This window comes from Methylobacterium sp. Leaf112, assembly GCF_001423295.1.
Classification (GTDB): Bacteria; Pseudomonadota; Alphaproteobacteria; order Rhizobiales; family Beijerinckiaceae; genus Methylobacterium.
The window spans coordinates 1-25,687 of sequence record NZ_LMNG01000030.1; the positions used below are offsets into that span (position 1 = coordinate 1).

Consider the following 25,687-nt stretch of genomic DNA (forward strand, 5'->3'; position numbering starts at 1 on the left):
TCCCATCTCGAACTCGGCCGTTAAACGCACCAGCGCCYATGGTACTGTGTCTCAAGACACGGGAGAGTCGGTCGCCGCCAGACCTGCACAGCACATCACATCCCCTCCAGACGATCCGAACTTGCCCAAAAGGCAAAACACCCTGGCGCGGGGTGGAGCAGCCCGGTAGCTCGTCAGGCTCATAACCTGAAGGTCACAGGTTCAAATCCTGTCCCCGCAACCAACATCACAACAACAAACCAAAAGCCCCCAACCTCACGGTCGGGGGCTTTTCGCTGTGCCAAGGAGCCCGCGGGGTTCACGGGTGGCCCCACGCTGACGCTGACGGGCAACAACACCTTCACAGGCGGTCTTTCNCCCTGGCGCGGGGTGGAGCAGCCCGGTAGCTCGTCAGGCTCATAACCTGAAGGTCACAGGTTCAAATCCTGTCCCCGCAACCAACATCACAACAACAAACCAAAAGCCCCCAACCTCACGGTCGGGGGCTTTTCGCTGTGCCAAGCTGATCAGCCGCGGGTAGGGCCCGCCTGGTCAAGCGAACCAATAACGAGAAGGCCTGAGAGGGTAGGGGCCCCTCGACGACCCCGGGCACCCGACTGGGATCTCTGGATCGGGGGGCGTGAAGAACGCTGTCGTTCCTCCGCACCGTAGTCGTCACAAAGCGCGGGTGCTTCCTATTCGGTAATCCTGCACATACGTTCCGACAGAGGTGGATCGGGTCCGGCGTTCGGTCCGCCTCATTCCCACTCGATGGTGCCGGGGGGCTTCGAGGTGATGTCGTAGGTCACTCGGTTGATGCCCTTGACCTCGTTGATGATGCGGGTCGCAACACGACCGAGGAAGGCCATATCGAATGGGTAGAAGTCCGCCGTCATGCCGTCGACGGAGGTGACAGCGCGCAGCGCACAGACATGGTCGTAGGTGCGCCCGTCACCCATCACGCCCACGGTCTTCACCGGCAGGATCACGGCGAAGGCCTGCCAGATGGTGTCGTAGAGGCCGGCCTTGCGGATCTCGTCTAAGTAGATCGCATCGGCCTTGCGCAGAGCCTCCAGCTTCTCCCCTGTGATGGTACCGGGGCAGCGGATGGCGAGGCCCGGTCCCGGGAAGGGATGGCGGCCGACGAAGGCGTCCGGCAATCCGAGTTCCTTGCCAAGCACCCGGACCTCGTCCTTGAACAATTCGCGCAGGGGTTCGACGAGCTGCATGTTCATGCGCTCGGGCAGGCCACCGACATTGTGGTGGCTCTTGATGGTCACCGAGGGACCGCCAGTGAACGACACGCTCTCAATCACGTCCGGATAGAGGGTGCCTTGGGCCAGGAACTTGGCGCCGCCGATCTTCTTCGCCTCGGCATCGAACACGTCGATGAACAGGCGGCCGATGGTCTTGCGCTTGATCTCCGGATCACTGACCCCCTCGAGCTCGCCGAGGAACAGACCTTGCGCCTCCACGTGGACCAGCGGGATGTTGTAGTGGTCGCGAAACAGACGCACGACCTCGTCGGCCTCGCCCATGCGCAGAAGCCCGTGATCGACGAAGACGCAGGTGAGTTGCTCGCCGATGGCCTCATGGATCAGCACCGCCGCCACGGAGGAATCGACGCCGCCGGACAGGCCGCAGATCACCTTCTCCGAGCCGACCTGTTCGCGGATTTTTGCGATGGCCTCTTCGCGATAGGCGCCCATGGTCCAATCGCCGGAGCATCCGGCGATGTCGCGGACGAAGTTGCGGATGAGCAGCGCCCCGTGCGGGGTGTGGGCCACCTCGGGGTGGAACTGGACCGCGTAGTAATTGCGCGATTCGTCGGCGACCGCCGCGAAGGGGGCATTCTTCGACATGGCGACGGTGGTAAAGCCGTCCGGCAGCTTCGTAACCCGGTCGCCATGGCTCATCCAGACGGGGTAGTGCTCACCCACATGCCAGACGCCCTTGAACAGGGGGCAATCCGACAGAATCTCGATCTCGGCGCGGCCGAACTCGGCATGGTGTCCGGCCTCGACCTCGCCGCCGAGTTGGGCCGCCATGGTCTGCTGACCGTAGCAGATGCCGAAGACCGGGACGCCCGAATCGAAGACGATCTGCGGCGTTCGCGGCGAAGCGTCCGTGGTCACCGATTCTGGACCGCCCGAAAGGATCACGCCCTTCGGCTTCGACTCGGCAAATGCCTCGGCGGCTTTGGTGAAGGGGACGATCTCGCAGTAGACGCCCTCCTCGCGCACACGTCGCGCGATGAGTTGCGTCACCTGGGAGCCGAAATCGACGATGAGGATCTTGTCGTGGTCGGTGATCATGGAACCGGAGTTAGACGAGGCTCACGCACGGTGCAACGGATGGAGCGATGTGCGCCGTGCAGGAACCGCAACCGTCTGGGGATTCTGCGGTTCGGGTGTCAGCTGCCCGCCTTGCGCTCCAGAGTCGCAAGGTAGAATCCGTCCGTGCCGGTGAGAGCCGGGCTCATCTGCAAACCGTGCTCGGTGAACCGCAGGAACGGGCCGAGATCGGGCTTCTCCCCAGCCACCACGGCCGTTGCCGGCACCACCGCGAAGGCGTCGCCAGCGCGCGCGAGAAAGCCAGCGACCGCCGCATCGTTCTCGTCCGGCAGCAGGGAGCAGGTGACGTAGGTGATGCGTCCGCCCGGACGCACCAGGGCAGCAGCGCGGTCGAGCACCGTGGCCTGCTCGTTGACGCGGGCGGTAAGCGCTCCCGGCCGCATCCGCCACTTCGCATCGGGATTGCGGCGCCAGGTGCCGGAGCCCGTGCAGGGCGCGTCCACGAGAACGCGATCCGCGGTACCGTCGAGGTCCGCCAGAACATCGGTCCGAGCCCGGCCGCCGCGCGGGGTCCGGATCTCGGCGCGGGCTCCAGCCCGGCGCAGACGCTCGTGAATGGGTGCAAGGCGACGTGGATCGTCGTCGCTGGCGACCAGTCGTCCGTCATTGCCCATCATCGCCGCCAAGCTCAGGGTCTTGCCGCCGCCCCCCGCGCAGAGATCGATCACGGTCTCGCCGGGCTTCGCGCCGGACAGCAGGCTCGCGAGCTGCGAACCCTCGTCCTGGATCTCGTACCACCCGCCGAGGAATTCAGGCTCGACATGCAGAGCGGGGCCGCGCCCATCCTCGCCGATGGGGATACGCAGGCCGTTGGGCGCGTGGGGCGTCGTCGCCGGGGCGAGATGGGTCAGGCCCGCCATGGCCGATTCACGGCTCTGCCTGAGGGTGTTGATCCGGATATCGAGGGGCGCGCGGCGCGCCAGGGCCCGCAACTCGTCGAGCAGCGCGTCGCCGAATGTCGTTGCGAGGGCGGGCAGCACCCATTCCGGCACGTCGCCGGCGACGTGGTCGGGCGCCTGCGCCAAGCTCGCATCGGTGAGGCGGGTCCGTTCGTGATCGGACAACGGCGCGGGGGCGAAGCGATCGCCCGAGAACTGGGCTGCGATGGTGGGGGCCGCGAGCCCATGCTGGAGGCGCAGCATGCCGATGACGAGGGCGCGCGGACTCTCGTCGTCCATGATCCAGGCGGCGGACGCCCGCCGGCGCAGGGCATCGTAGACGAGGCTGGCGATGGAAGCCCGGTCGCCCGAGCCGGCGAAGCGGTGGGCGAGGCCCCAATCCTTGAGGGCATCGGCGGCGGGGCGACGGCGTCCGGCGATGTCGGCAAGGACTTCGATGGCGGCGGAGAGGCGGGCGGGGGGCGTCAGGGCGAAGGTCCTCCGGGCGGGATCACGAGGGTCGGGCGAATGCCGTGATACGGCCACGCTTAAAGCGCGGCGGGGTCACAGGGGTGTCGAGCTTCTGGCACTATTCCGGGGCACGAAGGCAGCGGGACCACATCGGTTGGTGCCCGGAGCTTTAGAGAACCCCATGCCCCCCGTCATCCATCTTGGCCTTGCCGGACTCCTGTTGCTCTTCGTCGCCGCTTGCGCGACGGCCCCGGCCGCCATCGATCCGACCCCGCCGCCGCGCCGGCTCGACGCGAAGACGCAGCTGGAATACGGCAATCCACCGCCGCCCGGACCGCGCTACTGAACCGTCGTGGCTTCGCGAGTGCGCCGGGCCTCGTAGGCTTTCAGATGCGTGTGGACACGGTCGAGCAAGGGATGCCCGGCCGTGTCGGGCGCCCGTGCGATGAGGTCGCCGATGATCTGGTCGACTTCGATCCGGGCCCCGTTCTCGATGTCGCGCAGCATCGAGGCGGTGAACCCCGACCCGTCCGCCGTGAGGGTGGCGCGGGTTCGCGCCACGAACTTCTCGCGGGGGGCATGGCCAGCGCTCGCCGCGATGCTACGGCACTCCTCAAGCAGGGCCTCGATGAAGTCCCGCCCGCCGGGGGCCGAGACGATGTCTCCAATGGTCGATCGCATGAGGCAGGTCGATCCGGCCAACGTCGCCAGGAAAGTCCACTTCTCCCACATTTCCAGCATCATGGTCTGGCTCAGGCGAGGGTCGAAGGTCGCGCCTTGCATCAGGGCGTCGATGGCTTCGATGCGCGGCGACAGGCTGCCGTCGCGCTCGCCGTAGGTCAGGGTGTGCAGTTCGTTCATCTGGTGGACGGTGCCGTCCGCTCCGAGCGTCGCCGCAATGGCGCAGGTTCCTCCGAGGACGCGCTCCGACCCGAACCGGGCTTCGAGGGCGTCGAGGTGGCGCATGCCGTTGAGCACGGGCAGGATCGCCGTCTCCGGGCCGATGCCGGGGGCGACGTCCACGAGAGCTGCGTTGAGGTCGTAGGCCTTGCAGCTGAGGAACACGAGGTCGAAGGCGCCGGCCGAGGCCAGCTGCGCCGCCGTCACGGTCTTCGGCGACGAAAGCGTCAGGTCGCCGTGTGGACTCTTCAGGCTCAGGCCACGCGCAGCGAGCTTCTCCGCGCGCGCCGGGCGAACGAGGAACGTCACGTCCCGGCCGATCGCGGCCAGCCGGGCACCGAAATATCCTCCGGTGGCTCCGGCACCAACGACGAGTACGCGCATGGGACGATCCCTTTCGATTCGAGGACGTTCTCTCTGGAAAGTTTCTATACGCCCCGGGCGTATCAGCTCGCCAGAATTCGTATGGCGAACACACTCCACATCACCAGGAGGACCACCACGCCGGCGGCGAAGGCTTGGAAGCGATACGAGAGCGGATTGGTCGTGACGTAGAGAACCGCGTGGACCGCCCGCGTCGCGACGAAGACCCAGGCCAGCACCACGAACAGCAGGTCGGCTTTCCGGGTGTACAGTGCCAGCGGCACCAGGGCGTAAAACAGAACCGGCAGTTCGAACTGGTTCGCGTAGGCGTTGGCCGCCCGTTGGGCGCGATCTGGCCAAGTCCTCTGGCCGACGGCGATGTCGCCGACCCGAACGGTGCCGGCCCTCAACGCGGCGAAGCGGACATGCCCCATCCAGAACAGCAGCGCGAAGGTGAGGAACACCTGCGCGAAGGCCGGTGCGAGGATGGCCGGAACCGTCATGGTTGAGTCATCCGCGCGTGATGAAACTCCTGCGCCCGGGGCACGCGGGAGACTGGACGGGGCGAGATTGTTCGTCGGGTGGGGTTCAACCGCGTCCGGGGTAGTTCGGGCTCTCGCGGGTGATGGTCACGTCGTGGACATGGCTCTCGCGCAGGCCCGCATTGGTGATGCGGACGAACTGCGCCTTGTCCTGGAACTCCGGGATCGTGGGGGCGCCGACATAGCCCATGGCAGCGCGAAGGCCCCCGGCAAGCTGGTGCAGCACCGCGGCCACCGGTCCCTTGTAGGGCACCTGCCCCTCGATGCCCTCGGGGACGAGCTTGTGCGTGTCGTTGACCTCCGCCTGGAAGTAGCGATCGGCCGAGCCACGGGCCATGGCGCCGACCGAGCCCATGCCGCGGTAGCTCTTGTATGAGCGGCCCTGGTGCAGGAAAACCTCGCCGGGCGCCTCGTCGGTACCGGCCAGGAGGGAGCCCAGCATCGCCACGGACGCGCCGGCCGCGATGGCCTTGGCGAGGTCACCCGAGTACTTGATGCCGCCATCGGCGATCACCGGCACGTTGGCGCGGTCGGCCGCCTCGACGGCCTCCATCAGGGCGGTGAGCTGGGGCACGCCGACACCGGCGACGATGCGGGTGGTGCAGATGGAGCCCGGGCCGATGCCGACCTTGATGGCGTCGGCGCCCGCGTCGATGAGGGCCTGGGCGCCGTCGCGAGTGGCGACGTTGCCGGCGACGATCTGCACGGTGTTGGAGAGTTGCTTCACCCGGCGCACGGCGTCGAGCACCTTGATCGAGTGCCCGTGGGCGGTGTCGACCACGACCACGTCGCAACCGGCATCGATGAGACGCTCGGCCCGCTCGAATCCGCTGTCGCCCGTGGTGGTGGCCGCCGCCACGCGCAGGCGGCCCTGCTCGTCCTTCACGGCGCCCGGATACGCGACCTGCTTCTCGATGTCCTTGACGGTGATGAGGCCGATGCAGCGGTAGTGGTCGTCGACCACCAGGAGCTTCTCGATGCGGAACTGGTGCAGGAGGCGCTTCGCCTCGTCCTGGTTCACGCCTTCGCGCACGGTGATGAGCCGGTCGCGGGTCATCAGTTCGGCGACGGTTTCGGAGGAATTCGTTGCGAAGCGCACATCGCGGTTGGTGAGGATGCCGACGAGCTTGCCGCGCGAGCCGTTGGGGCCGCGCTCCACCACCGGAATACCGGAGATGCGGTTCTGCTTCATCAGCGCGAAGGCGTCGGCCAGGGTCTCGTCGGGGTGGATGGTGATGGGGTTGAGCACCATTCCCGACTCGTACTTCTTGACGAGGCGGACCTGCTCGGCCTGCTCGTCCGGCTCGAGGTTGCGGTGGATGACGCCCATGCCGCCGTTCTGCGCCATGGCGATGGCCATGGGCGCTTCCGTCACGGTGTCCATGGCGGACGCCAGGATCGGCAGATTGAGGTGGATGGTGCGGGTGAGCCGGCTCGCGACGTTCACCTCGGTGGGCATCACCGAGGAGGCGGCGGGGCGCAGGAGGACGTCGTCGAAGGTCAGGCCTTCGATGATGGAATCTGCGGTGATGCGGGCCATGAACCAACTCCCAGAAGGGGTGAGACGCCGGGTCCGTGGACCTCTTCGGCGTCATCGAGTTGGCAAGGGCCAGTATCATGCGGGCCCGACCCGCGCAAAGGCGGAATCCGCGGGCGGCACGAGGATATCCCCCGTCCGCATGGCTCACCGGCCGCGCGGTCCGAGCCGTTCGGTCACCGGACGGGCGCGAGGGGGCCCTTGTCGGTGTATTCCGGCGGCAGGCCGATGTAATCCGCCGCGATGCCGTCGACGCCCGGCGCACGGCCGAAGGCCTCGCAATCGGGGTCGAGGGGCGCCTCGCCGAGGGTCGTGATGCGGATGCGGTCGTAGCTCGGGATGGCCAGCGGTGCCTTGAATGGATCGACGCCGGTGGCGAGGTAGCCGCCCCAATCCTGTCCGAATTCGCCAGCGAGGTCGTAGGCGTCGCTGATGGGCGAGAAGCGCGGCTGGCTCGTGAACGAATTGGCGGCCCCGCCCCACACCATGGCGGCCCGCTGTTCGTGGCGGCCGTCGAGGGCCTCCGCCTCAATGGTGATGCTGCCGAGGCCGATGGGAATCCGCGGGATCGGGACGCGGCCCACCGACGTGGCGAAGCCGACACCGACCTGCGATGCGATGCTGACGCCGGCCGAGGTGGCGATGGTGGCCCCCGCAGCCGGCAATCCGGTGAGTTCGACGCGGGTGACGGCGGCGCGCACGGTCAGGTCCGCCTTGCGGCCCGAGACCACGTCGTAACGCAGAGACAGTTCGTAGCAGAGCGCCCGGTCCGCGGCGTTGGCGACGAGGCGACGCTCCACGGACGTCAGGCCGGGACCTGAGACGGCCTCGGAAAACGTTGTCGGGATGATCCGGATCGTTCGTGCGGCGGCGGTGGCGGCACGGTCGATGTAGAGCTTCGCCCGGGTGGCGACCTCTTCGCTGCCGACGAGACGGTCGTAGCGGGTGAGTGAGCCGGAATCGTTCAGGAGGACCGTGCCGCAGCCGGCCATGGCGAGCATCAGGGCGAAACCGGCGGTCATGCCGGGTACCCTGAGACGACGTTCGAAGCGCGAGGGCATCCAGGAACCTTGACGGAAGTACGGGAACGGCGGCTCGGCGCATCCGGGGCAGACATGCCCTCGAACGGTACCAGACGGTCCGTGTTGGGCGACAGCTTAGCGGCGGGGACGACCACGTGGAAAGGCGTTCGACGCCCCTCCGCCCGCTGTTGCGGCTGCGTGTGGCGGAAGCGCCACGCAGTTCCGGCACGGTTCCGGCTGCGTTCATCCACCATACGCCAACAGAACGGCACACCGCTCTCAGGAATCGGGACGTAGCCGATAAGTTTCTCTCGCCGCAGGTGCAACCCGATGGCCCATCCGGGACTTGTTGCCGTCCGATGCGCCCGTCTCAGATCGTCCCCCTCGTCGTCGCCACAGCCCTGTTCATGGAGAACACCGACGCGACGGTGATCGCCACGGCGCTGCCCACCATCGCCCGGAGCCTCGGCGAAGACCCTATCGCCCTGAAGCTCGCGCTCACCGCCTACCTCGTGAGCCTCGCGATCTTTATTCCCATCAGCGGCTGGATGGCCGACCGCTACGGCGCCCGTACGGTGTTCCGGGTGGCGCTCGGGGTGTTCATGGCCGGGTCGCTGGCCTGCGCGGCATCCGATTCCCTCGTCGGCTTCGTCGGCGCCCGGTTCTTCCAGGGCCTCGGCGGCGCCATGATGGTACCGGTCGGCCGCCTCGTCATCCTCCGCAGCGTGCCGAAGAGCGAGCTCGTCAGTGCGCTCGCCTACCTCACCATCCCGGCCCTCATCGGTCCGATCATGGGGCCGCCCCTCGGCGGCCTGATCACAACCTACCTCGACTGGCGCTGGATCTTCCTCATCAACATCCCCATCGGGTTCGCCGGGATCGTGCTGGCAAGCGTGTATTTCGAGAACGTACGCGAGACCGCGCGGCCGCCCCTCGACCTCGTCGGGTTCGCGCTTTCGGGTCTCGGGCTTGCGACCCTGATGCTCGGGCTTGCCTCGACGGGGCGCCACCTCCTGCCCGAGGGTGTCTCTTGGGGGTGCCTCGCCGCCGGCATCGTCCTGCTATCGCTCTATCTCCGCCATTCGCGCAGGGTGGCGCATCCGGTCATCCGCCTCGATCTCCTGCGCTATCCGACGTTTCGCGCGGCCGTGACCGGGGGCAGCTTGTTCCGCATCGGCACCGGGGCGATTCCGTTCCTGCTCCCCCTGATGCTGCAGATCGGGTTCGGCCTCGATCCCCTGCAATCGGGCCTTCTCACCTTCGCCGCCGCCGCCGGCGCGCTCCTGATCAAGCTCATCGGTCCGCGCATCCTGCGGGCCTACGGCTTTCGCCGGGTGATGCTGATCAACGCCGCCGTCGCCGCGGGCTTCCTCGCCGCGAACGGCCTGTTCACGGCGCAGACGCCGCACGCGATCATCGTCTGCACCCTGCTGCTCGGCGGCTGCGTGCGCTCGCTTCAATTCACCTGCGTCAACGCCATCGCGTATGCGGATCTCGAACCGCGGGACATGAGCGCCGGAACGAGTCTCGCCAGCGTCGCCCAGCAACTGTCGCTCAGTCTCGGCGTCTCGCTCGGAGCGCTCGCCCTGGAAGGCAATGCCGCCTGGCACGGACGAACGGATCTCCACGCGGAGGATTTCGGACCGGCCTTCCTCGCCGTCGCGGCGATCTCGGCCCTGTCGGTCTTCGCCTTCCGTCGTCTCGCGCCCGATGCGGGCGCGGAGGTATCGGGGCATCGCCGGGTCGCGCCGGCGCCGTGATCTACGCCGCCGCGCGGGTCGGACTGCGTCCAGCGGGACGTTTGCCGCGCGAGGCCGCCTTCGGTGCCGCGGCCCTCGCCGCGGTGGGTCTCGGTTGAGGCCGCGCGCCCTGGCGCCAGCCCTGCCAGCTCCATGCGCCGGGACCTGTCGCAGCGTACAGGAGGAACCCGCCGGCGAGCCCCAGATCCGCGAGCATCAGGGTGCGCTCGGCCACCGCGGCGGGCCCGGAGAACTGCCAGAACGGGTGCAGCAGGACCGCCATGGCGACCGCGAAGCCTCCGAGACCAAGGCCGGTGAGGCGCGGCAGGACGCCGACGAGGAGCGCCAGGGGACCGAACACCTGAACGACGACGGCTGCCGTCGCCACGAGGTTCGGCGAGGGCAGGCCTGTTCCGGCGAGCGTCAGGGCGAAGCCCGAGACGTTCAGCGCCCGAGCGATGCCCGTCGGAAGGAGGGCGGCGGCGAGCAGCAGCCGGGCGAGGAGAAGCAGTCCGTCATGAGTACGGCCGGGCACGTCGCGGGCTCCGTCTGGATTGGTTTGAGAACAAACCATGTCCTGGGGGGCTGAAGACGGGGTTAAGGCGCGGAAAGCCGCTGGTGAAACGGGAAGCTCATCCCGAAACGCCCCCGCGATACAGGCGTCCGCGCTCCGTCCAGGCGACGACCAGGAGGGCGAGGGCACCGAGGGCCGCATAGCCGAGACCGATGGGCAGGACGGTGCCGTCGAAGGCCTGGCCGATGAGGAAGCCGCACAGGGCACCGAGAATCGTGGTGTAGAAGCCGAGGAAGGACGAGGCCGTCCCGGCGATCTCCCCCAGAGGTTGCAGGGCCAGGGCGTTGAAGTTCGGCATGGCGAAGCTGATCAGGAACTGATTGGCGGCGAGAAGTCCGAGGAACAGGCCGAGGGGTGGGCGCCCGCCATAGGCAAGGGCCGCCATCACCTGGACCATTGCGACGGCGACGAAGGCGGTGAGCCCGGCATGGGAGAGGGGTCGCATGCCGAGGCGGCGGACGAGGCGGGCGTTGACCAGGGTCGCCGCACCCATGGCCCCGGCCACGAGTCCGAAGGCGAGGGGAAACAGGGCACCCAGATGATAGAGGCCGGTGTCGAACACCTGCTGGGCCGAGCCGACATAGCCCATGATGCAGCCCGTCAGCAGGCCGAGCGCCGTGGCGTAGCCCACCGCCACCCGGTTGCGGAACGTGACGGCCACAGCTTGGCCGACGACGCGCAGGGAAAACGGGCGTCGGTATTGCGGGTGCAGGGTCTCGGGCATCCGGGCGGAGAACCACACGACGAGGAGGCCGGCGAGCACCAGCATCGACACGAAGACGTAATGCCACGAGCCGAAAAGAAGCATCGCCCCGCCGATGGCCGGCGCGATCATCGGTACGATCAGGAACACCATCATCACGAGCGACATCACGCTCGCCATCTCGCGCCCGGCGAACCGGTCGCGCACGATGGCAGTGGACAGCACCCGGCCGCCGGCCGCGCCGATGCCCTGGATGACGCGCGCTGCGAGCAGCCAGGCGAAGGACGGGGCGATCATGGCGAGCACGGTGCCGGCGACGTAGATCGAGAGGCTCACGAGCAGCACCGACCGGCGCCCGTAGGTGTCCGAGACGGGACCGTAGACGATCTGCGCCGCCCCGAAGCCGATCATGTAGACGTAGATCAGCCATTGCAGCCGGTTGGGATCCGCAACCGCGAACTCGGCCTGGATCTCGGGGAACGCCGGCAGGAGATTGTCAATGGAAATGGCGGTCACCGCCATCATCAGGGCGACGATCCCGACGAACTCACCGAAGCGCGGGCCGCTCCAGACCGAAGGCATCGGTGCTACGGGGGCGGGTGGGGGTGTCAACGACAAGGCGATCCTCGACGCGGGAGCGGAAGTTGGGAGCGGAACGGATCGGAATGCGTGACCGTACCCGCACGAAAGGACAGCCCTGGCCTAACGGCCTGCATGCGAGCTTGATCCCGATCGGCCGGCCGTCGGTCGTGCAGTGGCATGGGTCGAAGGCATGACGGGGTGACGGATGCCGCGCCAACCCGGGTCGCAAAGATCCGCGATCGGGTCTACCATTGCACCCCCTGCCCGGACGCCATCCGGTGCGCGGACGCCGATCCGGGTTGGCCAAAGGTCCACCTTGCGTCGGCCGGTCGTGTGGCCTTGTCTGCCGCACGCATAAAAACGAGATTCGGAGGAAGCACCATGAACAAGCCCGAATTCCTGAACCAGGGCACCAAGTCCCCGTTCTCCGCCCGCTACGAGAACTTCATCGGCGGTCAGTGGGTCGCACCCATTGCTGGCCGCTATTTCGAGAACACCTCGCCGATCACCGGCCGGGTGATCTGTGAGGTCGCCCGCTCGGACGCTGCCGACGTCGACAAGGCGCTCGACGCCGCGCACGCCGCAAAGGAGGCCTGGGGCCGCACCGCACCGAACGAGCGCGCGCGCATCCTGAACAAAATTGCAGACCGGATGGAGGACAACCTCGATCTCATCGCGCTCGCCGAGACCTGGGACAACGGCAAGCCGATCCGTGAGACCACACACGCCGACATTCCGCTCGCCATCGACCATTGGCGCTACTTCGCCGGCTGCCTGCGCGCCCAGGAAGGCTCGATCTCCGAGATCGACCACGACACCGTAGCCTATCACTTCCACGAGCCGCTGGGCGTCGTCGGCCAGATCATCCCGTGGAACTTCCCCATCCTGATGGCAGTGTGGAAGCTGGCGCCCGCGCTCGCCGCCGGCAACTGCGTGGTGCTGAAGCCCGCCGAGCAGACCCCCGCGTCGATCCTCGTGGTGGCCGAACTCATCGCCGACCTGCTGCCGCCGGGCGTGCTCAACATCGTCAACGGCTTCGGCCTGGAATGCGGCAAGCCGCTGGCCTCCTCGCCCCGCATCGCCAAGATCGCCTTCACCGGTGAAACGACGACGGGCCGGCTGATCATGCAGTACGCCTCGCAGAACCTGATTCCGGTGACGCTGGAGCTCGGCGGCAAGTCGCCGAACATCTTCTTTGCGGATGTCGTCAACGAGGACGACGACTTCTTCGACAAGGCGCTTGAAGGCTTCACGATGTTCGCCCTCAACCAGGGCGAGGTCTGCACCTGCCCGAGCCGGGCGCTGGTGCACGAATCGATCTACGACCGCTTCATGGAACGCGCGATCAAGCGCGTCGAGGCGATCACGCAGGGCTCTCCCCTCGACCCCGCCACCATGATCGGCGCCCAGGCCTCCTCCGAACAGCTCGAGAAGATCCTGAGCTACGTCGATATCGGCCGGCAGGAGGGCGCCGAGTGCCTCACCGGCGGCGAACGCAACGTCAAGGACGGCGAGTTCGCGGACGGCTTCTACATGAAGCCGACGGTGTTCAAGGGCCACAACAAGATGCGAATCTTCCAGGAGGAGATTTTTGGGCCCGTCCTCTCGGTCACGACCTTCAAGGACGATGCCGACGCCCTCGCGATTGCCAACGACACCCTCTACGGCCTCGGCGCCGGAATCTGGACCCGCGACGGCACCCGCGCCTACCGCTTCGGCCGTGCCATCCAGGCCGGGCGCGTCTGGACCAACTGCTACCACGCCTATCCGGCCCACGCGGCCTTCGGCGGCTACAAGCAGTCCGGCATCGGACGTGAGAACCACAAGATGATGCTCGACCACTATCAGCAGACCAAGAACATGCTGGTGAGCTACTCGGCAAAGAAGCTCGGCTTCTTCTAACCGTCGACCGCGAGACCACCTTGCCCCGGCCGGAAGGCCGGGGCTTTTTCGTTATCCGCCCCATATCTTCGGCAGATCGCCCGAGCGAGGACAGACCGATGAGCGACGTTGCCACCCGCGAACAGACCACCGCCGATCAAGTGGGCAACGACGGCACGCCGCTTCGCGTCACCGCGACGCCGGCGGCCCTCGCCCTCATCGAGGAGTTGCGCGCCGAGCACGGCCCGGTGATGTTCCACCAGTCCGGCGGCTGCTGCGACGGGTCCTCGCCCATGTGCTACCCGCAGGGCGAGTTCCTCACGGGCGACAGCGACGTGCATCTCGGGACCGTGGCGGGTGCCGATTTCTGGATCAGCCGGCCGCAGTTCGAGGTCTGGAAGCACACCCACCTCATCCTCGACGTGGTGCCGGGCCGCGGCGGGATGTTCTCCCTCGAAAATGGCCGCGACAGGCGCTTCCTCATCCGCTCGCGGCTGTTCACGGACGCCGAGAACACGGCGCTCGCCGGAGCCTGCAAGCTCTGATCACGGGTCTCACGGCCAGACCTTGATGGCGAGGGGCCGGCGCACGAGGTCGCGATCCGACGTGATGGCGCAGCCCTCCGTGCGCAGGGTCACATAGGTGAGGAGCGCGGTGTCGCCGGTGTCGTCGAAGTTACGGCCCATGGCGGCGGGGTCGAGCAGCGACGGATACGCGATCAAACCGGCCGACGCGCCGCAGGGATCGTCGTAGAGGGTCGCACCCGCCAAAAGCAGGCGCGGACGGTCCCAAGTCACGAGATCGCGTGAACTCGTCCAGTAGAATCCGGATTCGGGGAAGTCCGCCGCCTTTCGCGCCATGAACACTGCGATCCAGGCGCCACTGCCGCGATGGCGCACCACCGCACCCACGGGGGTGGGGAAGGGCGCCACGGGCTTGCACGTCGCCAGATGCATCGCCGGTTTGGTGTAGGGGTCTGGGAAAGCTGCAGTGAAGCCGGTGCCGGTCCAGGCGCGCCAGCGCGACGGGTCGGCGGGATCGTCCGTGCGGAACAGGCAAACCCCCGCCGCCTGGTCGCTGCCCTTGAGATCCCAACCGGTGGTCGAGGCGAACATGTAGCGCCAGCGCCCATCGCCAAAAATGTTCGACGGGTTGAAGAAGCCGCGATGACGGCCCTGTTCGACTTCCTGGCGGAACGGAGCACCGGCCACAACCACGGGCGGCGTCGCCCGCGAGAACCGCTGTCCGCCATCCGTCGAGGCGGCGGCCACCACCGTGTTGTACCAGCACTCCAGGTAGACCTTGGAGCGGCATCGGCCCGGATGCTCGTTGGCTTGGTATTCATGGTGGAGGAGAGCGGCGACGGCTTTGCCATCGTCGGTCCAGGTGGCGGCGACCCACGAACGGTCGTCGTACAGAGCCGGGTCGGGCTTCTCACCGGAATCGAGGACGATGGCGCAGTCGAGCTTGAGCGCGTCGAGGGACGGACCCCGCAGGGCGCGGTTCCGGTAATGCATCCCATAGAGCGCGACGGCGCTGGAAGCGTCTCGGAACGCCCGCGCGGAGGCATCCGGCACGTCCGCTCCATCGCAAGCATCGCGGCCCGCCTTGAAGACCACGGTCGGGGGTCCGACGAGTGTCAGCGCCGAGAACGGCGGTTCCGAGGCCGCGCCGGCCGCGTCCGTGAGGCTCGCCAGCGCGAGGAGGGTGCGAAGAATGAGGCGCGTCATCGCGTATGCCTGGACATCCCGTCGAGTTTGGGTTTTGAACCGTTACAGACTGATTGCCGCGACGCCGCGTTTTCGGCGGCTGTCCACATCCCGATGCACGAAAGCCCACCATGCTGATCCTGATCCTCGGCCTCGTGCTGTTCCTCGGCATGCACGCCTTCTCCATGGCGCGGGCCAAGCGCGCGAGCGTCATCGGCGATGTCGGCGAGGGCCGCTACAAGCTCGTCTACACCGGCGTCTCGGTGCTCGGCCTCGTGCTCATCGCCTACGGTTTTCACCTCTATCGCCAGGCCGGCTACATCGCCGTCTGGAATCCGCCGGTCTTCACACGCCACCTCTCCCTCGTCCTGACCCTGCTGGCCTTCATCGTCCTGGCCTCGGCGTACCTGCCGGGCCATATCCGAGCCAAGGCCAAGCATCCGATGTTGCTCGCGGTGAAGATCTGGGCGACCGCCCACCTCCTCGCCAACGGTGATCTCGGCTCGATCCTGCTGTTCGGGAGCTTCCTCGCCTGGGCTGTGGTCGCCCGGATCAGCGCCAAGCGTCGGGCCCTGAACCCCACGGCCGTGGCTGCCCAACATGGCGTCGTCGCGGCCCCGGCCGGATGGCGCAACGATGCCATCGCGGTGGTTGTGGGTCTCGCCGTGTGGTTCGTATTCGGCAAGGTCCTCCACCCGATCCTCATCGGCGTCGCCGCCTGGCCGGGGCAGGCCTGAGCACGACGGCCCCGCGGCGAAGACCGGTCGCCAACGGCGCGGGCCTGTGCTAGGCGCAGGCCTTCCTCTTCCTTTGAGCGGTCGGTCGCGTCTCGGCCGGCGTGAGACAGCATGGCCGAGAACAACGAGTTCATCCGCGAGGTCAACGAAGACTATCGCCGGGATCAGGTCGCCGAGATCTGGCGTCGCTACAGCGGCGCGATCATCGCCGTGGCGATCCTCGTCGTGGCCGCCGTCGGCGGCTGGCGCTACTGGCAGCACGACCAGCGCGTGCGCGCCGATGCGGCCTCCGAACAGTTCGACGCCGCCAACCGCCTTGCCCGCGACGGCAAGAACGCGGAGGCCGACAGGGCGTTCGCGGCGCTCCGCAGCGACGCACCGGGCGGTTATCGCCTCCTCGCCCGCTTCCGCTCGGCCGCCGAGACGTCGAAGCGCGACGGGGCTGCCGCCGCCACCGAGTACGACGCTCTTGCGGCCGACACCGGGGTGAGCGATGCCCTGCGCGACCTCGCTCGCCTCCGCGCCGCCCTCCTGCGCCTCGACGGGCCGCAGCCCGACGCGGCGCTCGCCAGCCTCCAGGGCCTCGCCGCGCCGACCGGCGCCTTCCGCCACACCGCCCGCGAGATGCTCGGTCTCGTCGCTCTCAAGCGCGGCGAATACGAGGCGGCCGGACGCTGGTTCGACCAGATCAATGCCGACCCGCAGGCGCCGCAGAACCTTCGCCAGCGCATCGAGGTCTATGCCGCCCTCGTGGCCGGCGGTCCGGTCTCCGTGACGGTTGCGACGCCGGAGCCTGCCGCGCCACTGCCCGTGACGCGCTGACCAAACGCCTTTCCCCATCCTGTACGACTGAATCGAGCACACCATGGACATGCCGACCGTCGCGATCGTCGGACGGCCGAATGTCGGCAAGTCGACCCTCTTCAACCGCCTCGTGGGCAAAAAGCTCGCCCTCGTGGACGACCGCCCCGGCGTGACCCGCGACCGGCGCGAGGGCGACGTCAACTTCGGTGGCCTCGTCTTCCGCATCATCGACACCGCCGGCCTCGAACAGGCCGATGCCGATTCGCTGCTGGGCCGCATGCGCGCCCAGACGGAGGCGGCGATCCTCGAGGCCGACGTGGTGCTGTTCGTCATCGACGCCCGCGCCGGGATCCTGCCCGCCGACCAGCCCTTCGCCGAGCTCGTGCGCCGGGCCGGCTGCCCCGTCATCCTCATCGCCAACAAGGCGGAGAGCGGCGCGGGCCTGAGCGGCGCCTACGAGGCGTTCTCCTTGGGGCTGGGCGATCCGATCCCGTTCTCGGCCGAGCATGGCGAGGGCATCGGCGAACTCCACGACGCCCTGACCGAAGCCCTGCCGGCGCAGGACGAGGAGGATGCGGACGAGGATCCGTCCGACCGCTCCCTCAAGGTCGCCATCGTCGGCCGCCCCAATGCGGGCAAGTCGACCCTGATCAATCGGATGCTCGGGGAGGAACGCCTCCTCGTCGGCCCGGAAGCCGGCATCACCCGGGATTCCATCTCCCTCGACTGGGTCTGGCGCGGGCGCCGGATCAAGCTCCACGACACCGCCGGCATGCGCCGCAAAGCCCGCATCGACGACAAGCTCGAGAAGCTCGCCGTGTCGGACGGGTTGCGCGCCGTGCGCTTCGCCGAGGTGGTGGTGGTGCTTCTCGACGCCACCATCCCGTTCGAGAAGCAGGACCTCACCATCGTCGATCTCATCGAGAGCGAGGGCCGGGCGCTGGTCATCGGCCTCAACAAGTGGGATCTCGTCGCCGACCAGAACGGCCTCTTGAAGAAGCTGCGCGAGGACTGCACCCGCCTGCTGCCGCAGGTGCGCGGCGTGCCCGTGGTGCCGCTCTCGGGCCTCGCCGGCGAGGGCATCGACAAGCTCATGCAGGCAGTGACGGGCGCGGAGGTGGTGTGGAACACACGCGTCTCCACTTCGCGGATCAACGACTGGCTCAGTGCTGCGACCCAGCGCAACCCGCCGCCTGCCGTCTCGGGCCGCCGCATCAAGATCCGCTACGCCACCCAGGTGAAGAGCCGCCCGCCGCACTTCGCCCTGTTTGGCAACCAACTCGACGGCCTGCCGAAATCCTACACCCGTTACCTCGTCAACGGCCTACGCGAATCCTTCGAGCTCCCCGGCGTGCCGATCCGGCTGTCCCTGCGGACCTCGAAGAACCCGTTCGACAAGGACAACAAGGGCTGAGCCGGTACTCCGTCGCACGGTAGATTCAACTGTCGCCCCGCGTGATGGCCGCTAGCCAATCCACCACCGCGCCGAGGGAGCTTCGGTCATCGGATCGGACCGTTTCGAAAGCGGCGATCTGGCATTCCGCGCTCGTGCCGTCACGGACGATCCTGCGGGCGGCCTCGACCTCCGCCACACAGCCCAGGGCTTCGGCGTCCTCGACGATCAGCGTAAGCAGCCTGTCGAGGGCTTCACCGAATGGCACGGCCTGCTCGCTCGCCTCGTCGATCATCTCCGCCTTCGTACCCCCATGCTGCGCCCGCCAGAGGTTCTCCTGCGCCAGCGCCCGCGAGACGCCGTCGAGGCCGGCGTTCAGGTCCGGGCGGCGCACGGCGCAGCGAACGAGGCAGCGATAGAGCGCCGCGATGGTGATGGCGTTGTCGATCCGCGTGCAGGAATCGGCGATGCGCAGTTCCAGGGTCGGGAATTTGATCGAAGGGCGCAGGGACCACCACAGAAAGCTCGCATCCTGGATCGAACCGGCTCGGGTCATGATCCGAACGTAGCGCTCGTAGGCTTTCGTATCGGCGAAAAGCTCGGGTAGGCCTGTCCGCGGAAGTTCGCCGAAGGCGCTGAGGCGATAAGAGGCGAGTCCCGTCGGCTGGCCCTGCCAGAACGGCGACGAGGCCGAGAGAGCGAGCAGGATGGGCTGGAATGGCAACAGCCGGTTCATGAGGTCCACCCGCGCGTCGGGGTCCGGCACCTCGACATGGACGTGCATGCCGCAGATCAGGCTGCGCCGACCCGCCAGACCCACATCCTCCAGGATACCGGTGTAGCGCTCGCCTTGCGTCGCCACCTGCCTCGCCCAGGCCGCGACCGGATGGGTGCCGGCGGCGAAGACGAGGACGCCGTGCTCCCGTCCGATCCGCGCCAGAATCGCCCGGTGATGCGCGAGGGTCTCGCGGGCCTCGCTAAAGCTTTCCAAGGGCGGCGTGCAGGCCTCGATCTGTGATTCGAGGAGCTCGCGGCCGATCTCCGGCAGGGCAGCCCCGGCCGCGTCGTGGAAAGCACCGAGCGGCCGGTCCGGCGTGCCGCGCGTCTCGGAATCGGCCAGAAAGTACTCTTCTTCGATGCCGAAGCGGTACGAATGCGAGCTCATCGGGGACCTTGGGGCTGGAGGGCTCATCTCAACCCGCAAGCGTAGTCCTTTGTGCCGTCAGGTGCGGAGCGGGCCGCCGACGAGCCACGCGGGATCGAACCAGCGGTCGGCCTCGCCGTCATAGGGCAGGCGGGTCACGTCCCAGTGCTGGATATACTTGGCGTACACGTTCCAGACGCTGATCCCGCCACCCACGAAGATGCGCCGGCCGGGATACCGCTTCAGCACCGCCTCGGGATCCTCGTGGCTGCGGATCACGTCGATGGTGCGGTCCTTGAACGCTAAGTCGGGCACCGACGCGATGGTTTTCGGTCCGGCGATGAGCACGTGGCCCATGGTGATGGCGAAGAACCGCGTGACGTCCTCGACGAAGAGGGGATCGGTGTTGCCCTCCCAGGGGAGATGCCCGTTGAGCCCGAGCTGGCCCCGTTGGCCGATGGCGCAGATGCAGCGAACGTCGATCATGGTGGACCTGGCACTTAGTGATGAGACGGTGATCCGAACCGAAGACTTGTCGGGAGAAGTCAGGGCACGTCGGTTGCGTGCGTCATGCCCCGGAGGACTTTTTTAGTGCGCTCTCCGCCAAAGTGGATACCGGTTCGGCGGGGAAAGCGCGGCAAAACAAAGGCCGCGCGATGTGTCCCGACCCAACGTGGTCGGGCACAGCTCTAGCGCGCCATCTGGGGCGTCAGCACGCGGTCGCTCGGAAAATCGAAGATCTTGCCGGTTTCGGTCCAAGCGGGGCTCGCCAACCGGACGATGTGCGGCGCCAGATCCTCCGGTGTCCTCAAGGTCTCGGGATCCTCGCCCGGCATGGCTGCGCGGCGCATGTCCGTCCGCAGGGGGCCGGGATTGAGCAGCATGGCACGAACCGGCGTCGTCTCGGTTTCGGCGGCGTAGGTCCGGACCAGGGCATCGAGGGCGGCCTTGGAGACGGAGTAGGGGCCCCAATAGGCCTTGCACTTCTGGGCGGCACCTGAGGTCACGAAGATCGCCCGACCGGCATCGGACATTCGCAGGAGCGGATCGAACGAGCGGATCAGGCGCCAGTTCGCCGTGACGTTGATGTCCATCACCTGGGTCCAGGTTTTGGGGGTGACGTGGCCGAGCGGCGTGAGGTTGCCGAGAATGCCCGCATTGCCCACCACGATGTCGAGGCGCTTCCAGCGTTCGTGAAGTCCGGCGCCGAGGCGGTCGATGGCGTCGTAATCGGTGAGATCCAGCGGCACCAGGGTGGCGCTCGAACCCACCGCGCGAACGGCATCGTCGAGTTCTTCCAGCGCACCCTGGGTCCGGGCGACGGAGACGATGTGGGCGCCTGCCTCCGCCAGGGCGAGGGCGGCGGCCCGGCCGATGCCGCGCGACGCACCGGTGACGACGGCGACGCGCCCGGCCAGGGGTTTTTGCGGGTCGATCATGGGCGCGCGTTCAGTCGGCTTCGGCCAGCATCGCCAGCCGGCGCGGACCGGCGATGGCCATGTCGGTCAGGCTCGTCGGGTAGTCGCCGGTGAAGCAATGGTCGGTGTATTGCGGGCAGGCCTCGTCGCGGCGTTCCTCGCCCATGGCCTTGTACAGCCCGTCGATGGAGAGGAAGGCCAGCGAATCGGCGCCGATGTAGCGGCGCATACCCTCGAGATCGTGCGTGGCAGCGAGGAGCTTCTCGCGCTCGGGCGTGTCGATGCCGTAGAAGTCCGGGTAGGTGATCGGCGGGGAGGCGATGCGAAAATGCACCTCGCGGGCGCCGGCTTCGCGCATCATGCGGACGATCTTCACGGAGGTGGTGCCGCGTACGAGGCTGTCGTCGACGAGTACGATGCGCTTGCCCTCGACCACGGCGCGGTTGGCCGAGTGCTTCATGCGCACGCCGAGTTCGCGCACGGACTGCGTCGGTTGGATGAAGGTGCGCCCGACATAGTGGTTGCGGATGATGCCCATTTCGAAGGGCAGGCCGGTCTCCTGGGCGAAGCCGAGGGCGGCGGGCACGCCGGAATCCGGCACAGGGATCACCACGTCGGCGTCGGCCGCCGATTCGCGGGCGAGTTCGTGACCGATGTTCTTGCGAACCGAATAGACGCTCTTGCCGTTCACCACGGAATCGGGCCGGGCGAAATAGATGTACTCGAAGATGCACGGGCGCATGGGCCGGGCCGGCGCGAAGCGAATCGACTGGATGCCCTCTTCCGAGATCACCACGATCTCGCCGTTCTCGACGTCGCGGATGAACTTGGCGCCGATGATATCGAGGGCGCAGGTCTCGGAGGCGAGGATGTAGCGGCCGTCGAGTTCGCCCAGCACCAGGGGCCGGATACCCATGGGATCGCGGGCGCCAATGAGCTTCTTGTTGGTGAGCGCGACGATGGCGTAGGCGCCCTCGATCTGCTTCAGGGCTTCGGTGAACCGCTCCACGATCCGCGGCGCGCGGGAGCGCGCGGCGAGGTGCAGGATCACCTCCGTGTCGGAGGTCGACTGCGTGATGGCGCCATCGCGCACGAGGTCGCGGCGGATCGACAGGGCGTTGGTGAGGTTGCCGTTGTGCGCGACCGCGAGGCCGCCGCTGGCCAGTTCGGCGAACAGGGGCTGCACGTTGCGCAAGATGGTGCCGCCCGTGGTCGAGTAGCGCACATGCCCGATGGCGGCCCGGCCCTTCAGGCGGGCGATGGTCTCGCCATCCGAGAAGGAATCGCCGACGAGGCCGGGGCGGCGCTCCGAATGGAAGACTTCGCCATCGAAGGAGACGATGCCGGCTGCTTCCTGGCCGCGATGCTGGAGGGCATGGAGGCCGAGCGCCACGATGGCCGAGGCATCGGGATGGCCGAAGATGCCGAACACCCCGCATTCCTCGCGCAGGGTATCGCCGTCACGATCGAGGCCGTCCACGGTCCCGGCGGCCGGACCGGCACTCGGTTTCACTGCCAACATGGTGCGGTCGATCCCTGATTGCCCGGTACTGGGCCAGCCAGCCTCGTCACGAAGCCGTCATGCGCGAAGCCAGCATGTAAGCGGCGTCCGCCCGGGCACCAAGCGCCGGCACCGCAGATCAGCGTCGCGAGGCGGGCGTGGCTGGGGACGGTGCATCGCTGCGGCGCTGGGCCGGCACGTCGCCCTCCGGCGGCTCGACGGGGTCGGACGGGTTGTCCGCCTTCGGCTTCTTGAACTGCTTCAGCAGGCCTTCGGGGTTCTCTGGCAACTGCGCCACCAGGGCCTCCCCGGACTTCTCCAGCATCGGGCGGCTGCGGGCCTGGGCTGCCCAATCGGGCATCTTGCCCTGGACGAGCCAGGCCAGGAACACCCAGCCGATGACACAGATCAGGAAGCCGCGCCCAGCGCCGAACAGGAAACCGAGAGACCGATCGATGGCGCCGATGCGCGAATCGAGGATCATGTCCGACACCTTCACGGTTATGATCGAGACCACGATGAGGGTGCCGAGGAAAATCGCCGCGATGGACGCCACCAAGGCCACGGTGGCGTTGGTGACGTGCTGGCTCACCGTCGGCAGGAGCAGGGGATAGAGCTTCCAGGCAACGGCGGCGGCGGCGACCCAAGCGATGATGGCCAGCACCTCTCGGGTGGCGCCACGCACGGCCGCGAGCAACGCGGACACCACGACGATGCCGAGCACGACGAGATCGAGAACGGAGAACGGCATCGTGGGCGATTGTCACTTCAAGGGAGTTGCTTCGGCAAAGCGTATCCTGCGGCTTCCCCCGGCCGCGCCCCTGTATATCGTGCCGAATCCTGGCCGTCACCCTCAAGCCGACCGGCATCCCGGCCGGGACGAGCTTCAATCCTCGTCGTACTCCACCCCACCGCGTCCCCGGCCGGACCCGACCCGGCGCGGGCCGTTGCTGGCGATACCGGCGACGAGGTCGGCGATGTGGCGCAGGGCTTCGGTGGGAAACCCGTCGTTGCCGCCCTCGCCGCGCCCCTGAGGCGTCACCGCCTTGGCAAAGCCGAGCTTCAACGCTTCCTTCAGGCGGGCCGGCGCCTGGGCCACCGGGCGAATGGCGCCCGACAAACCGATCTCCCCGAAATACACCGTCTCGGACGGGAGTGCCGAGCCCGAAAGGGACGAGACCAGGGCGGCGGCGACAGCCAGATCCGCCGCCGGTTCGGTGATGCGCAGGCCGCCGGCAACGTTGAGGTAGACGTCGTGGGTGCCGAGCCGGATGCCGCCATGGGCCTCCAGCACGGCGAGCACCATGGACAGGCGGTTGGGGTCCCAGCCGACCACGGCGCGGCGCGGCATGCCGAGGGAGGAGGGCGCGACGAGGGCCTGGATCTCGACCAGCAGGGGTCGCGTCCCCTCCATGCCGGCGAACACCGCCGTGCCCGGCGCCGCGTGGTCGCGGCCGGCAAGGAACAGGGCGGAGGGATTCGGCACCTCTGCCAGCCCCATGTCGGTCATCTCGAACACGCCGATCTCGTCGGTGGGTCCGAAGCGGTTCTTCACCGCGCGCAGGATGCGGAAGTGATGGCCCTGGTCGCCCTCGAACGAGGCGACCGCGTCGACCATGTGCTCGACCACGCGGGGGCCCGCGATCTGCCCGTCCTTGGTGACGTGACCGACGAGGATCACCGCCGTGCCGGTGGTCTTGGCGAAGCGGATCAGGGTCTGGGCCGAGCCGCGCACCTGGGTGACGGTGCCGGGCGCCGATTCCACCGTCTCGGTCCACATGGTCTGGATCGAATCGATGATGCAGAGGGCAGGCGGCGTCCCCTGCGACAGGGTCTCGACGATGTCCTCGACGTTGGTCTCGGCCGCCAGCTCCACCGGCACGTCGGCGAGGCCGAGGCGCTCGGCGCGCAGGCGCACCTGGGCCACCGCTTCCTCGCCGGAGATGTAGACGACGCGCTCCCCCGTGCGCGCCATGGCGGCGGTGGCCTGCATCAGCAGTGTGGATTTGCCGATGCCGGGATCGCCGCCGAGCAGGATCACCGAGCCGCGGACGAAGCCGCCGCCGGTCACCCGATCGAGCTCGTTGATACCCGATGGAATGCGCGGCGCCTGCTTGACCTCGCCGGTGAGCCCCTCCAGCGGGAACACCCGGCCCTTGGCGCGGCTCGGCCGCGTCTTGACCGGGCCGGACTGGGGGCCGGCGGCACCGGTCTCTTCGGCGATGCAGTTCCAGCCGTTGCAGGCTTCGCAGCGCCCGCGCCAGCGGTTGTAGACCGCGCCGCAGGACTGGCAGACGAAGGTCTGTTGGATCTTGGCCATGACGCGTCCGGAAGAGGCCCCTCAGGCCTCGGTTCCTGTCACATAATGGCGAACATAGCGAGAACCCAGCCCCGTTAGGATCTCGTAGCCGATGGTGCCGGCAGCGTGCCCGACAGTGTCGATGTCGAGAACGTCACCGATGAGCGTCGCGGTTCCACCACGCGCTGCGCCGGGGGCGCCGGTGACGTCGAGAATGACGAGATCCATAGAGATGAGCCCGACGATTGGGCAACGTACGCCGTCGACCAGGGCCATACCCCGTCCGCTCGCCGCACGCGGATAGCCGTCGGCGTAACCGAGTGAGAGGGTAGCGAGGCGGCGTCGGCCATCCGCACGCCAGGCGGCGTTGTAGCCGGCGGTCTCGCCGGCCACGACGGTACGAACCTGCACGATGGTCGCCTCCAGGCGCACCACTGGACGCATGGGATTGGGTGTACCCGGCTTGGGGTTGCCACCGAAGAGCGCATAGCCGGGGCGCAGCAGGTCGTGGTGGGCTCGCGTACCCAGGAAGACGCCGGATGAATTGGCGAAGGAGGCGGGGATTCCCGGCAAGGCCGCGCGCAGGCGGGCGAAGTCCGCAGCCTGCCGCGCATTGATGGCCTCGTCCGGCAATTCGGCACTGACGAGATGGGTCATCAGGAGGTCGATGCCCGCCCGGGCCACGAGGGGATCGTCGACGAGTCCCAGCGCCTCGGACACGCAGAAGCCGAGGCGGTTCATCCCGGTGTCGATATGGAGCGCGGCGGGCCTCGGAGCGCCGGACTCGGCGGCAAGCGCCGCCCACTCGATCATCTCGTCGCGCGATCCTAGGACCGGGCGCAGGGCATGGGCGATGAGCGCGGGGCCGATGCCGGGCAGGAGCCCGTTGAGGACGTAGATGGTCGCATGCGGCAGAAGCGCGCGCGCCGCGACGGCCTCGCCGAGGTGGGCGACGAAGTAGGTTCGGCACCCGGCCGCCCACAGGGCGGGCGCGACTTGGGTGAGGCCGCAGCCATAGGCGTCGGCCTTGACCACCGCCGCGCAGGTGAGGCCGGGCGCCTCGTCCGCGAGGCGGCGCCAGTTCGCCGCGATGGCCCCGAGGTCGATGGTGAGGGTGGCGCCGTGGCCTGCTTCGATCACGCTGTCCAGCTTTGTTC

General features: G+C 67.9%; 23 protein-coding genes, 2 tRNA genes and 1 rRNA gene. 10 read left to right on the forward strand and 16 right to left on the reverse strand.

Annotated elements, in window-relative coordinates; genetic code table 11:
• The 3 genes from rrf to ASF52_RS13855 all read left to right on the forward strand — a co-directional run.
• A 5S ribosomal RNA gene (rrf, locus tag ASF52_RS23730) occupies positions 1 to 83 on the forward strand; the annotation flags it as partial.
• A gap of 63 nt (positions 84 to 146) precedes the next feature.
• Positions 147 to 223 (forward strand) — tRNA-Met (locus tag ASF52_RS13850).
• A 140-nt stretch (positions 224 to 363) separates the two neighbouring features.
• Positions 364 to 440, forward strand: a tRNA-Met gene (locus ASF52_RS13855).
• Between the two features lie 297 nt (positions 441 to 737).
• On the opposite strand, the gene guaA is transcribed toward ASF52_RS13855, so the two are convergent.
• Both guaA and ASF52_RS13865 read right to left on the reverse strand, forming a co-directional pair.
• Positions 738 to 2,294 (reverse strand): glutamine-hydrolyzing GMP synthase, encoded by a 1,557-nt coding sequence (guaA, locus tag ASF52_RS13860; protein WP_056173028.1) that lies wholly within the window; start codon positions 2,292 to 2,294, stop codon positions 738 to 740.
• Between the two features lie 98 nt (positions 2,295 to 2,392).
• Positions 2,393 to 3,700: an RsmB/NOP family class I SAM-dependent RNA methyltransferase gene (locus tag ASF52_RS13865; RefSeq protein ID WP_056174082.1), complete on the reverse strand. Its 1,308-nt coding sequence runs from the start codon at positions 3,698 to 3,700 to the stop codon at positions 2,393 to 2,395.
• A 163-nt stretch (positions 3,701 to 3,863) separates the two neighbouring features.
• Here ASF52_RS13865 and ASF52_RS22980 point away from each other — a divergent pair, with 163 nt between their 5' ends.
• On the forward strand, positions 3,864 to 4,028 hold the full coding sequence (locus ASF52_RS22980) for a hypothetical protein (protein ID WP_200918712.1): 165 nt from the start codon (positions 3,864 to 3,866) through the stop codon (positions 4,026 to 4,028).
• Here ASF52_RS22980 and panE read toward each other — a convergent pair.
• The 4 genes from panE to ASF52_RS13885 all read right to left on the reverse strand — a co-directional run bounded on the left by panE (position 4,022) and on the right by ASF52_RS13885 (position 8,085).
• Complete coding sequence (gene panE / locus ASF52_RS13870; RefSeq protein ID WP_056173031.1) at positions 4,022 to 4,966, reverse strand: 2-dehydropantoate 2-reductase; 945 nt, start codon at positions 4,964 to 4,966, stop codon at positions 4,022 to 4,024. The genes ASF52_RS22980 and panE overlap by 7 nt on opposite strands.
• Before the next feature lie 62 nt (positions 4,967 to 5,028).
• Entirely contained in the window at positions 5,029 to 5,448 is a 420-nt protein-coding gene (locus ASF52_RS13875) for an MAPEG family protein (protein ID WP_056173034.1), read from the reverse strand.
• An 85-nt stretch (positions 5,449 to 5,533) separates the two neighbouring features.
• The gene (gene guaB / locus ASF52_RS13880; protein ID WP_056173038.1) at positions 5,534 to 7,027 is read right to left on the reverse strand and encodes an IMP dehydrogenase; all 1,494 of its coding nucleotides are present in this window, start codon (positions 7,025 to 7,027) and stop codon (positions 5,534 to 5,536) included.
• A gap of 173 nt (positions 7,028 to 7,200) precedes the next feature.
• A complete protein-coding gene (locus ASF52_RS13885; RefSeq protein ID WP_056173041.1) occupies positions 7,201 to 8,085 on the reverse strand; it encodes a DUF3313 domain-containing protein in 885 nt (294 codons plus the stop codon).
• A 320-nt stretch (positions 8,086 to 8,405) separates the two neighbouring features.
• Here ASF52_RS13885 and ASF52_RS13890 point away from each other — a divergent pair, with 320 nt between their 5' ends.
• Entirely contained in the window at positions 8,406 to 9,806 is a 1,401-nt protein-coding gene (locus tag ASF52_RS13890) for an MFS transporter (RefSeq protein ID WP_056173044.1), read from the forward strand.
• 1 nt (position 9,807) lies between these two features.
• Here ASF52_RS13890 and ASF52_RS13895 read toward each other — a convergent pair whose 3' ends face one another.
• Positions 9,808 to 10,320, reverse strand: a complete 513-nt coding sequence (locus ASF52_RS13895) for a DoxX family protein (protein ID WP_244473819.1) — start codon at positions 10,318 to 10,320, stop codon at positions 9,808 to 9,810.
• 97 nt (positions 10,321 to 10,417) lie between these two features.
• Positions 10,418 to 11,644, reverse strand: coding sequence for a multidrug effflux MFS transporter (locus ASF52_RS13900; protein WP_056173049.1), 1,227 nt, complete (start codon positions 11,642 to 11,644; stop codon positions 10,418 to 10,420).
• A 381-nt stretch (positions 11,645 to 12,025) separates the two neighbouring features.
• On the opposite strand from ASF52_RS13900, the gene adh reads away from it, so the two are divergent.
• Both adh and ASF52_RS13910 read left to right on the forward strand, forming a co-directional pair.
• Positions 12,026 to 13,546: an aldehyde dehydrogenase gene (gene adh / locus ASF52_RS13905; RefSeq protein WP_056173052.1), complete on the forward strand. Its 1,521-nt coding sequence runs from the start codon at positions 12,026 to 12,028 to the stop codon at positions 13,544 to 13,546.
• A gap of 98 nt (positions 13,547 to 13,644) precedes the next feature.
• Complete coding sequence (locus ASF52_RS13910; RefSeq protein ID WP_056173055.1) at positions 13,645 to 14,070, forward strand: DUF779 domain-containing protein; 426 nt, start codon at positions 13,645 to 13,647, stop codon at positions 14,068 to 14,070.
• Between the two features lie 9 nt (positions 14,071 to 14,079).
• Here ASF52_RS13910 and ASF52_RS13915 read toward each other — a convergent pair whose 3' ends face one another.
• The gene (locus tag ASF52_RS13915) at positions 14,080 to 15,255 is read right to left on the reverse strand and encodes a hypothetical protein (protein WP_056173057.1); all 1,176 of its coding nucleotides are present in this window, start codon (positions 15,253 to 15,255) and stop codon (positions 14,080 to 14,082) included.
• A 110-nt stretch (positions 15,256 to 15,365) separates the two neighbouring features.
• Here ASF52_RS13915 and ASF52_RS13920 point away from each other — a divergent pair, with 110 nt between their 5' ends.
• The 3 genes from ASF52_RS13920 (at position 15,366) to der (ending at position 18,189) form a co-directional block, all read left to right on the forward strand.
• Positions 15,366 to 15,971 (forward strand): NnrU family protein, encoded by a 606-nt coding sequence (locus ASF52_RS13920; RefSeq protein ID WP_056173059.1) that lies wholly within the window; start codon positions 15,366 to 15,368, stop codon positions 15,969 to 15,971.
• Between the two features lie 111 nt (positions 15,972 to 16,082).
• Complete coding sequence (locus ASF52_RS13925) at positions 16,083 to 16,793, forward strand: tetratricopeptide repeat protein (RefSeq protein ID WP_056173062.1); 711 nt, start codon at positions 16,083 to 16,085, stop codon at positions 16,791 to 16,793.
• 43 nt (positions 16,794 to 16,836) lie between these two features.
• Positions 16,837 to 18,189 (forward strand): ribosome biogenesis GTPase Der, encoded by a 1,353-nt coding sequence (der, locus tag ASF52_RS13930; protein ID WP_056173063.1) that lies wholly within the window; start codon positions 16,837 to 16,839, stop codon positions 18,187 to 18,189.
• 25 nt (positions 18,190 to 18,214) lie between these two features.
• Here der and ASF52_RS13935 read toward each other — a convergent pair whose 3' ends face one another.
• The 7 genes from ASF52_RS13935 to alr form a co-directional block, all read right to left on the reverse strand.
• Entirely contained in the window at positions 18,215 to 19,333 is a 1,119-nt protein-coding gene (locus tag ASF52_RS13935) for a carboxylate-amine ligase (RefSeq protein WP_056173068.1), read from the reverse strand.
• A gap of 57 nt (positions 19,334 to 19,390) precedes the next feature.
• The gene (locus ASF52_RS13940) at positions 19,391 to 19,798 is read right to left on the reverse strand and encodes a dihydrofolate reductase (RefSeq protein ID WP_056173071.1); all 408 of its coding nucleotides are present in this window, start codon (positions 19,796 to 19,798) and stop codon (positions 19,391 to 19,393) included.
• Between the two features lie 203 nt (positions 19,799 to 20,001).
• A complete protein-coding gene (locus tag ASF52_RS13945) occupies positions 20,002 to 20,751 on the reverse strand; it encodes an SDR family NAD(P)-dependent oxidoreductase (RefSeq protein ID WP_056173074.1) in 750 nt (249 codons plus the stop codon).
• A 10-nt stretch (positions 20,752 to 20,761) separates the two neighbouring features.
• Positions 20,762 to 22,252, reverse strand: coding sequence for an amidophosphoribosyltransferase (purF, locus tag ASF52_RS13950; protein WP_056173078.1), 1,491 nt, complete (start codon positions 22,250 to 22,252; stop codon positions 20,762 to 20,764).
• Between the two features lie 118 nt (positions 22,253 to 22,370).
• Positions 22,371 to 22,982: a CvpA family protein gene (locus ASF52_RS13955; RefSeq protein WP_056173082.1), complete on the reverse strand. Its 612-nt coding sequence runs from the start codon at positions 22,980 to 22,982 to the stop codon at positions 22,371 to 22,373.
• Between the two features lie 135 nt (positions 22,983 to 23,117).
• Complete coding sequence (gene radA, locus ASF52_RS13960) at positions 23,118 to 24,551, reverse strand: DNA repair protein RadA (RefSeq protein WP_056173085.1); 1,434 nt, start codon at positions 24,549 to 24,551, stop codon at positions 23,118 to 23,120.
• 21 nt (positions 24,552 to 24,572) lie between these two features.
• Positions 24,573 to 25,670: an alanine racemase gene (alr, locus tag ASF52_RS13965; RefSeq protein WP_082515326.1), complete on the reverse strand. Its 1,098-nt coding sequence runs from the start codon at positions 25,668 to 25,670 to the stop codon at positions 24,573 to 24,575.
• Between the last annotated feature and the right edge of the window lie 17 nt (positions 25,671 to 25,687).

What these genes read in the sequence shown, in the direction of transcription:
- guaA (WP_056173028.1), bottom strand. Translation starts at nt 2,294, where the DNA reads ATGATCACCGACCACGACAAGATCCTCATCGTCGATTTCGGCTCCCAG.
- ASF52_RS22980 (WP_200918712.1), top strand. Translation starts at nt 3,864, where the DNA reads ATGCCCCCCGTCATCCATCTTGGCCTTGCCGGACTCCTGTTGCTCTTC.
- panE (WP_056173031.1), bottom strand. Translation starts at nt 4,966, where the DNA reads ATGCGCGTACTCGTCGTTGGTGCCGGAGCCACCGGAGGATATTTCGGT.
- ASF52_RS13875 (WP_056173034.1), bottom strand. Translation starts at nt 5,448, where the DNA reads ATGACGGTTCCGGCCATCCTCGCACCGGCCTTCGCGCAGGTGTTCCTC.
- guaB (WP_056173038.1), bottom strand. Translation starts at nt 7,027, where the DNA reads ATGGCCCGCATCACCGCAGATTCCATCATCGAAGGCCTGACCTTCGAC.
- ASF52_RS13885 (WP_056173041.1), bottom strand. Translation starts at nt 8,085, where the DNA reads ATGCCCTCGCGCTTCGAACGTCGTCTCAGGGTACCCGGCATGACCGCC.
- ASF52_RS13890 (WP_056173044.1), top strand. Translation starts at nt 8,406, where the DNA reads ATGCGCCCGTCTCAGATCGTCCCCCTCGTCGTCGCCACAGCCCTGTTC.
- ASF52_RS13900 (WP_056173049.1), bottom strand. Translation starts at nt 11,644, where the DNA reads ATGCCTTCGGTCTGGAGCGGCCCGCGCTTCGGTGAGTTCGTCGGGATC.
- adh (WP_056173052.1), top strand. Translation starts at nt 12,026, where the DNA reads ATGAACAAGCCCGAATTCCTGAACCAGGGCACCAAGTCCCCGTTCTCC.
- ASF52_RS13910 (WP_056173055.1), top strand. Translation starts at nt 13,645, where the DNA reads ATGAGCGACGTTGCCACCCGCGAACAGACCACCGCCGATCAAGTGGGC.
- ASF52_RS13915 (WP_056173057.1), bottom strand. Translation starts at nt 15,255, where the DNA reads ATGACGCGCCTCATTCTTCGCACCCTCCTCGCGCTGGCGAGCCTCACG.
- ASF52_RS13920 (WP_056173059.1), top strand. Translation starts at nt 15,366, where the DNA reads ATGCTGATCCTGATCCTCGGCCTCGTGCTGTTCCTCGGCATGCACGCC.
- ASF52_RS13925 (WP_056173062.1), top strand. Translation starts at nt 16,083, where the DNA reads ATGGCCGAGAACAACGAGTTCATCCGCGAGGTCAACGAAGACTATCGC.
- der (WP_056173063.1), top strand. Translation starts at nt 16,837, where the DNA reads ATGGACATGCCGACCGTCGCGATCGTCGGACGGCCGAATGTCGGCAAG.
- ASF52_RS13935 (WP_056173068.1), bottom strand. Translation starts at nt 19,333, where the DNA reads ATGAGCTCGCATTCGTACCGCTTCGGCATCGAAGAAGAGTACTTTCTG.
- ASF52_RS13940 (WP_056173071.1), bottom strand. Translation starts at nt 19,798, where the DNA reads ATGATCGACGTTCGCTGCATCTGCGCCATCGGCCAACGGGGCCAGCTC.
- ASF52_RS13945 (WP_056173074.1), bottom strand. Translation starts at nt 20,751, where the DNA reads ATGATCGACCCGCAAAAACCCCTGGCCGGGCGCGTCGCCGTCGTCACC.
- purF (WP_056173078.1), bottom strand. Translation starts at nt 22,252, where the DNA reads ATGTTGGCAGTGAAACCGAGTGCCGGTCCGGCCGCCGGGACCGTGGAC.
- ASF52_RS13955 (WP_056173082.1), bottom strand. Translation starts at nt 22,982, where the DNA reads ATGCCGTTCTCCGTTCTCGATCTCGTCGTGCTCGGCATCGTCGTGGTG.
- radA (WP_056173085.1), bottom strand. Translation starts at nt 24,551, where the DNA reads ATGGCCAAGATCCAACAGACCTTCGTCTGCCAGTCCTGCGGCGCGGTC.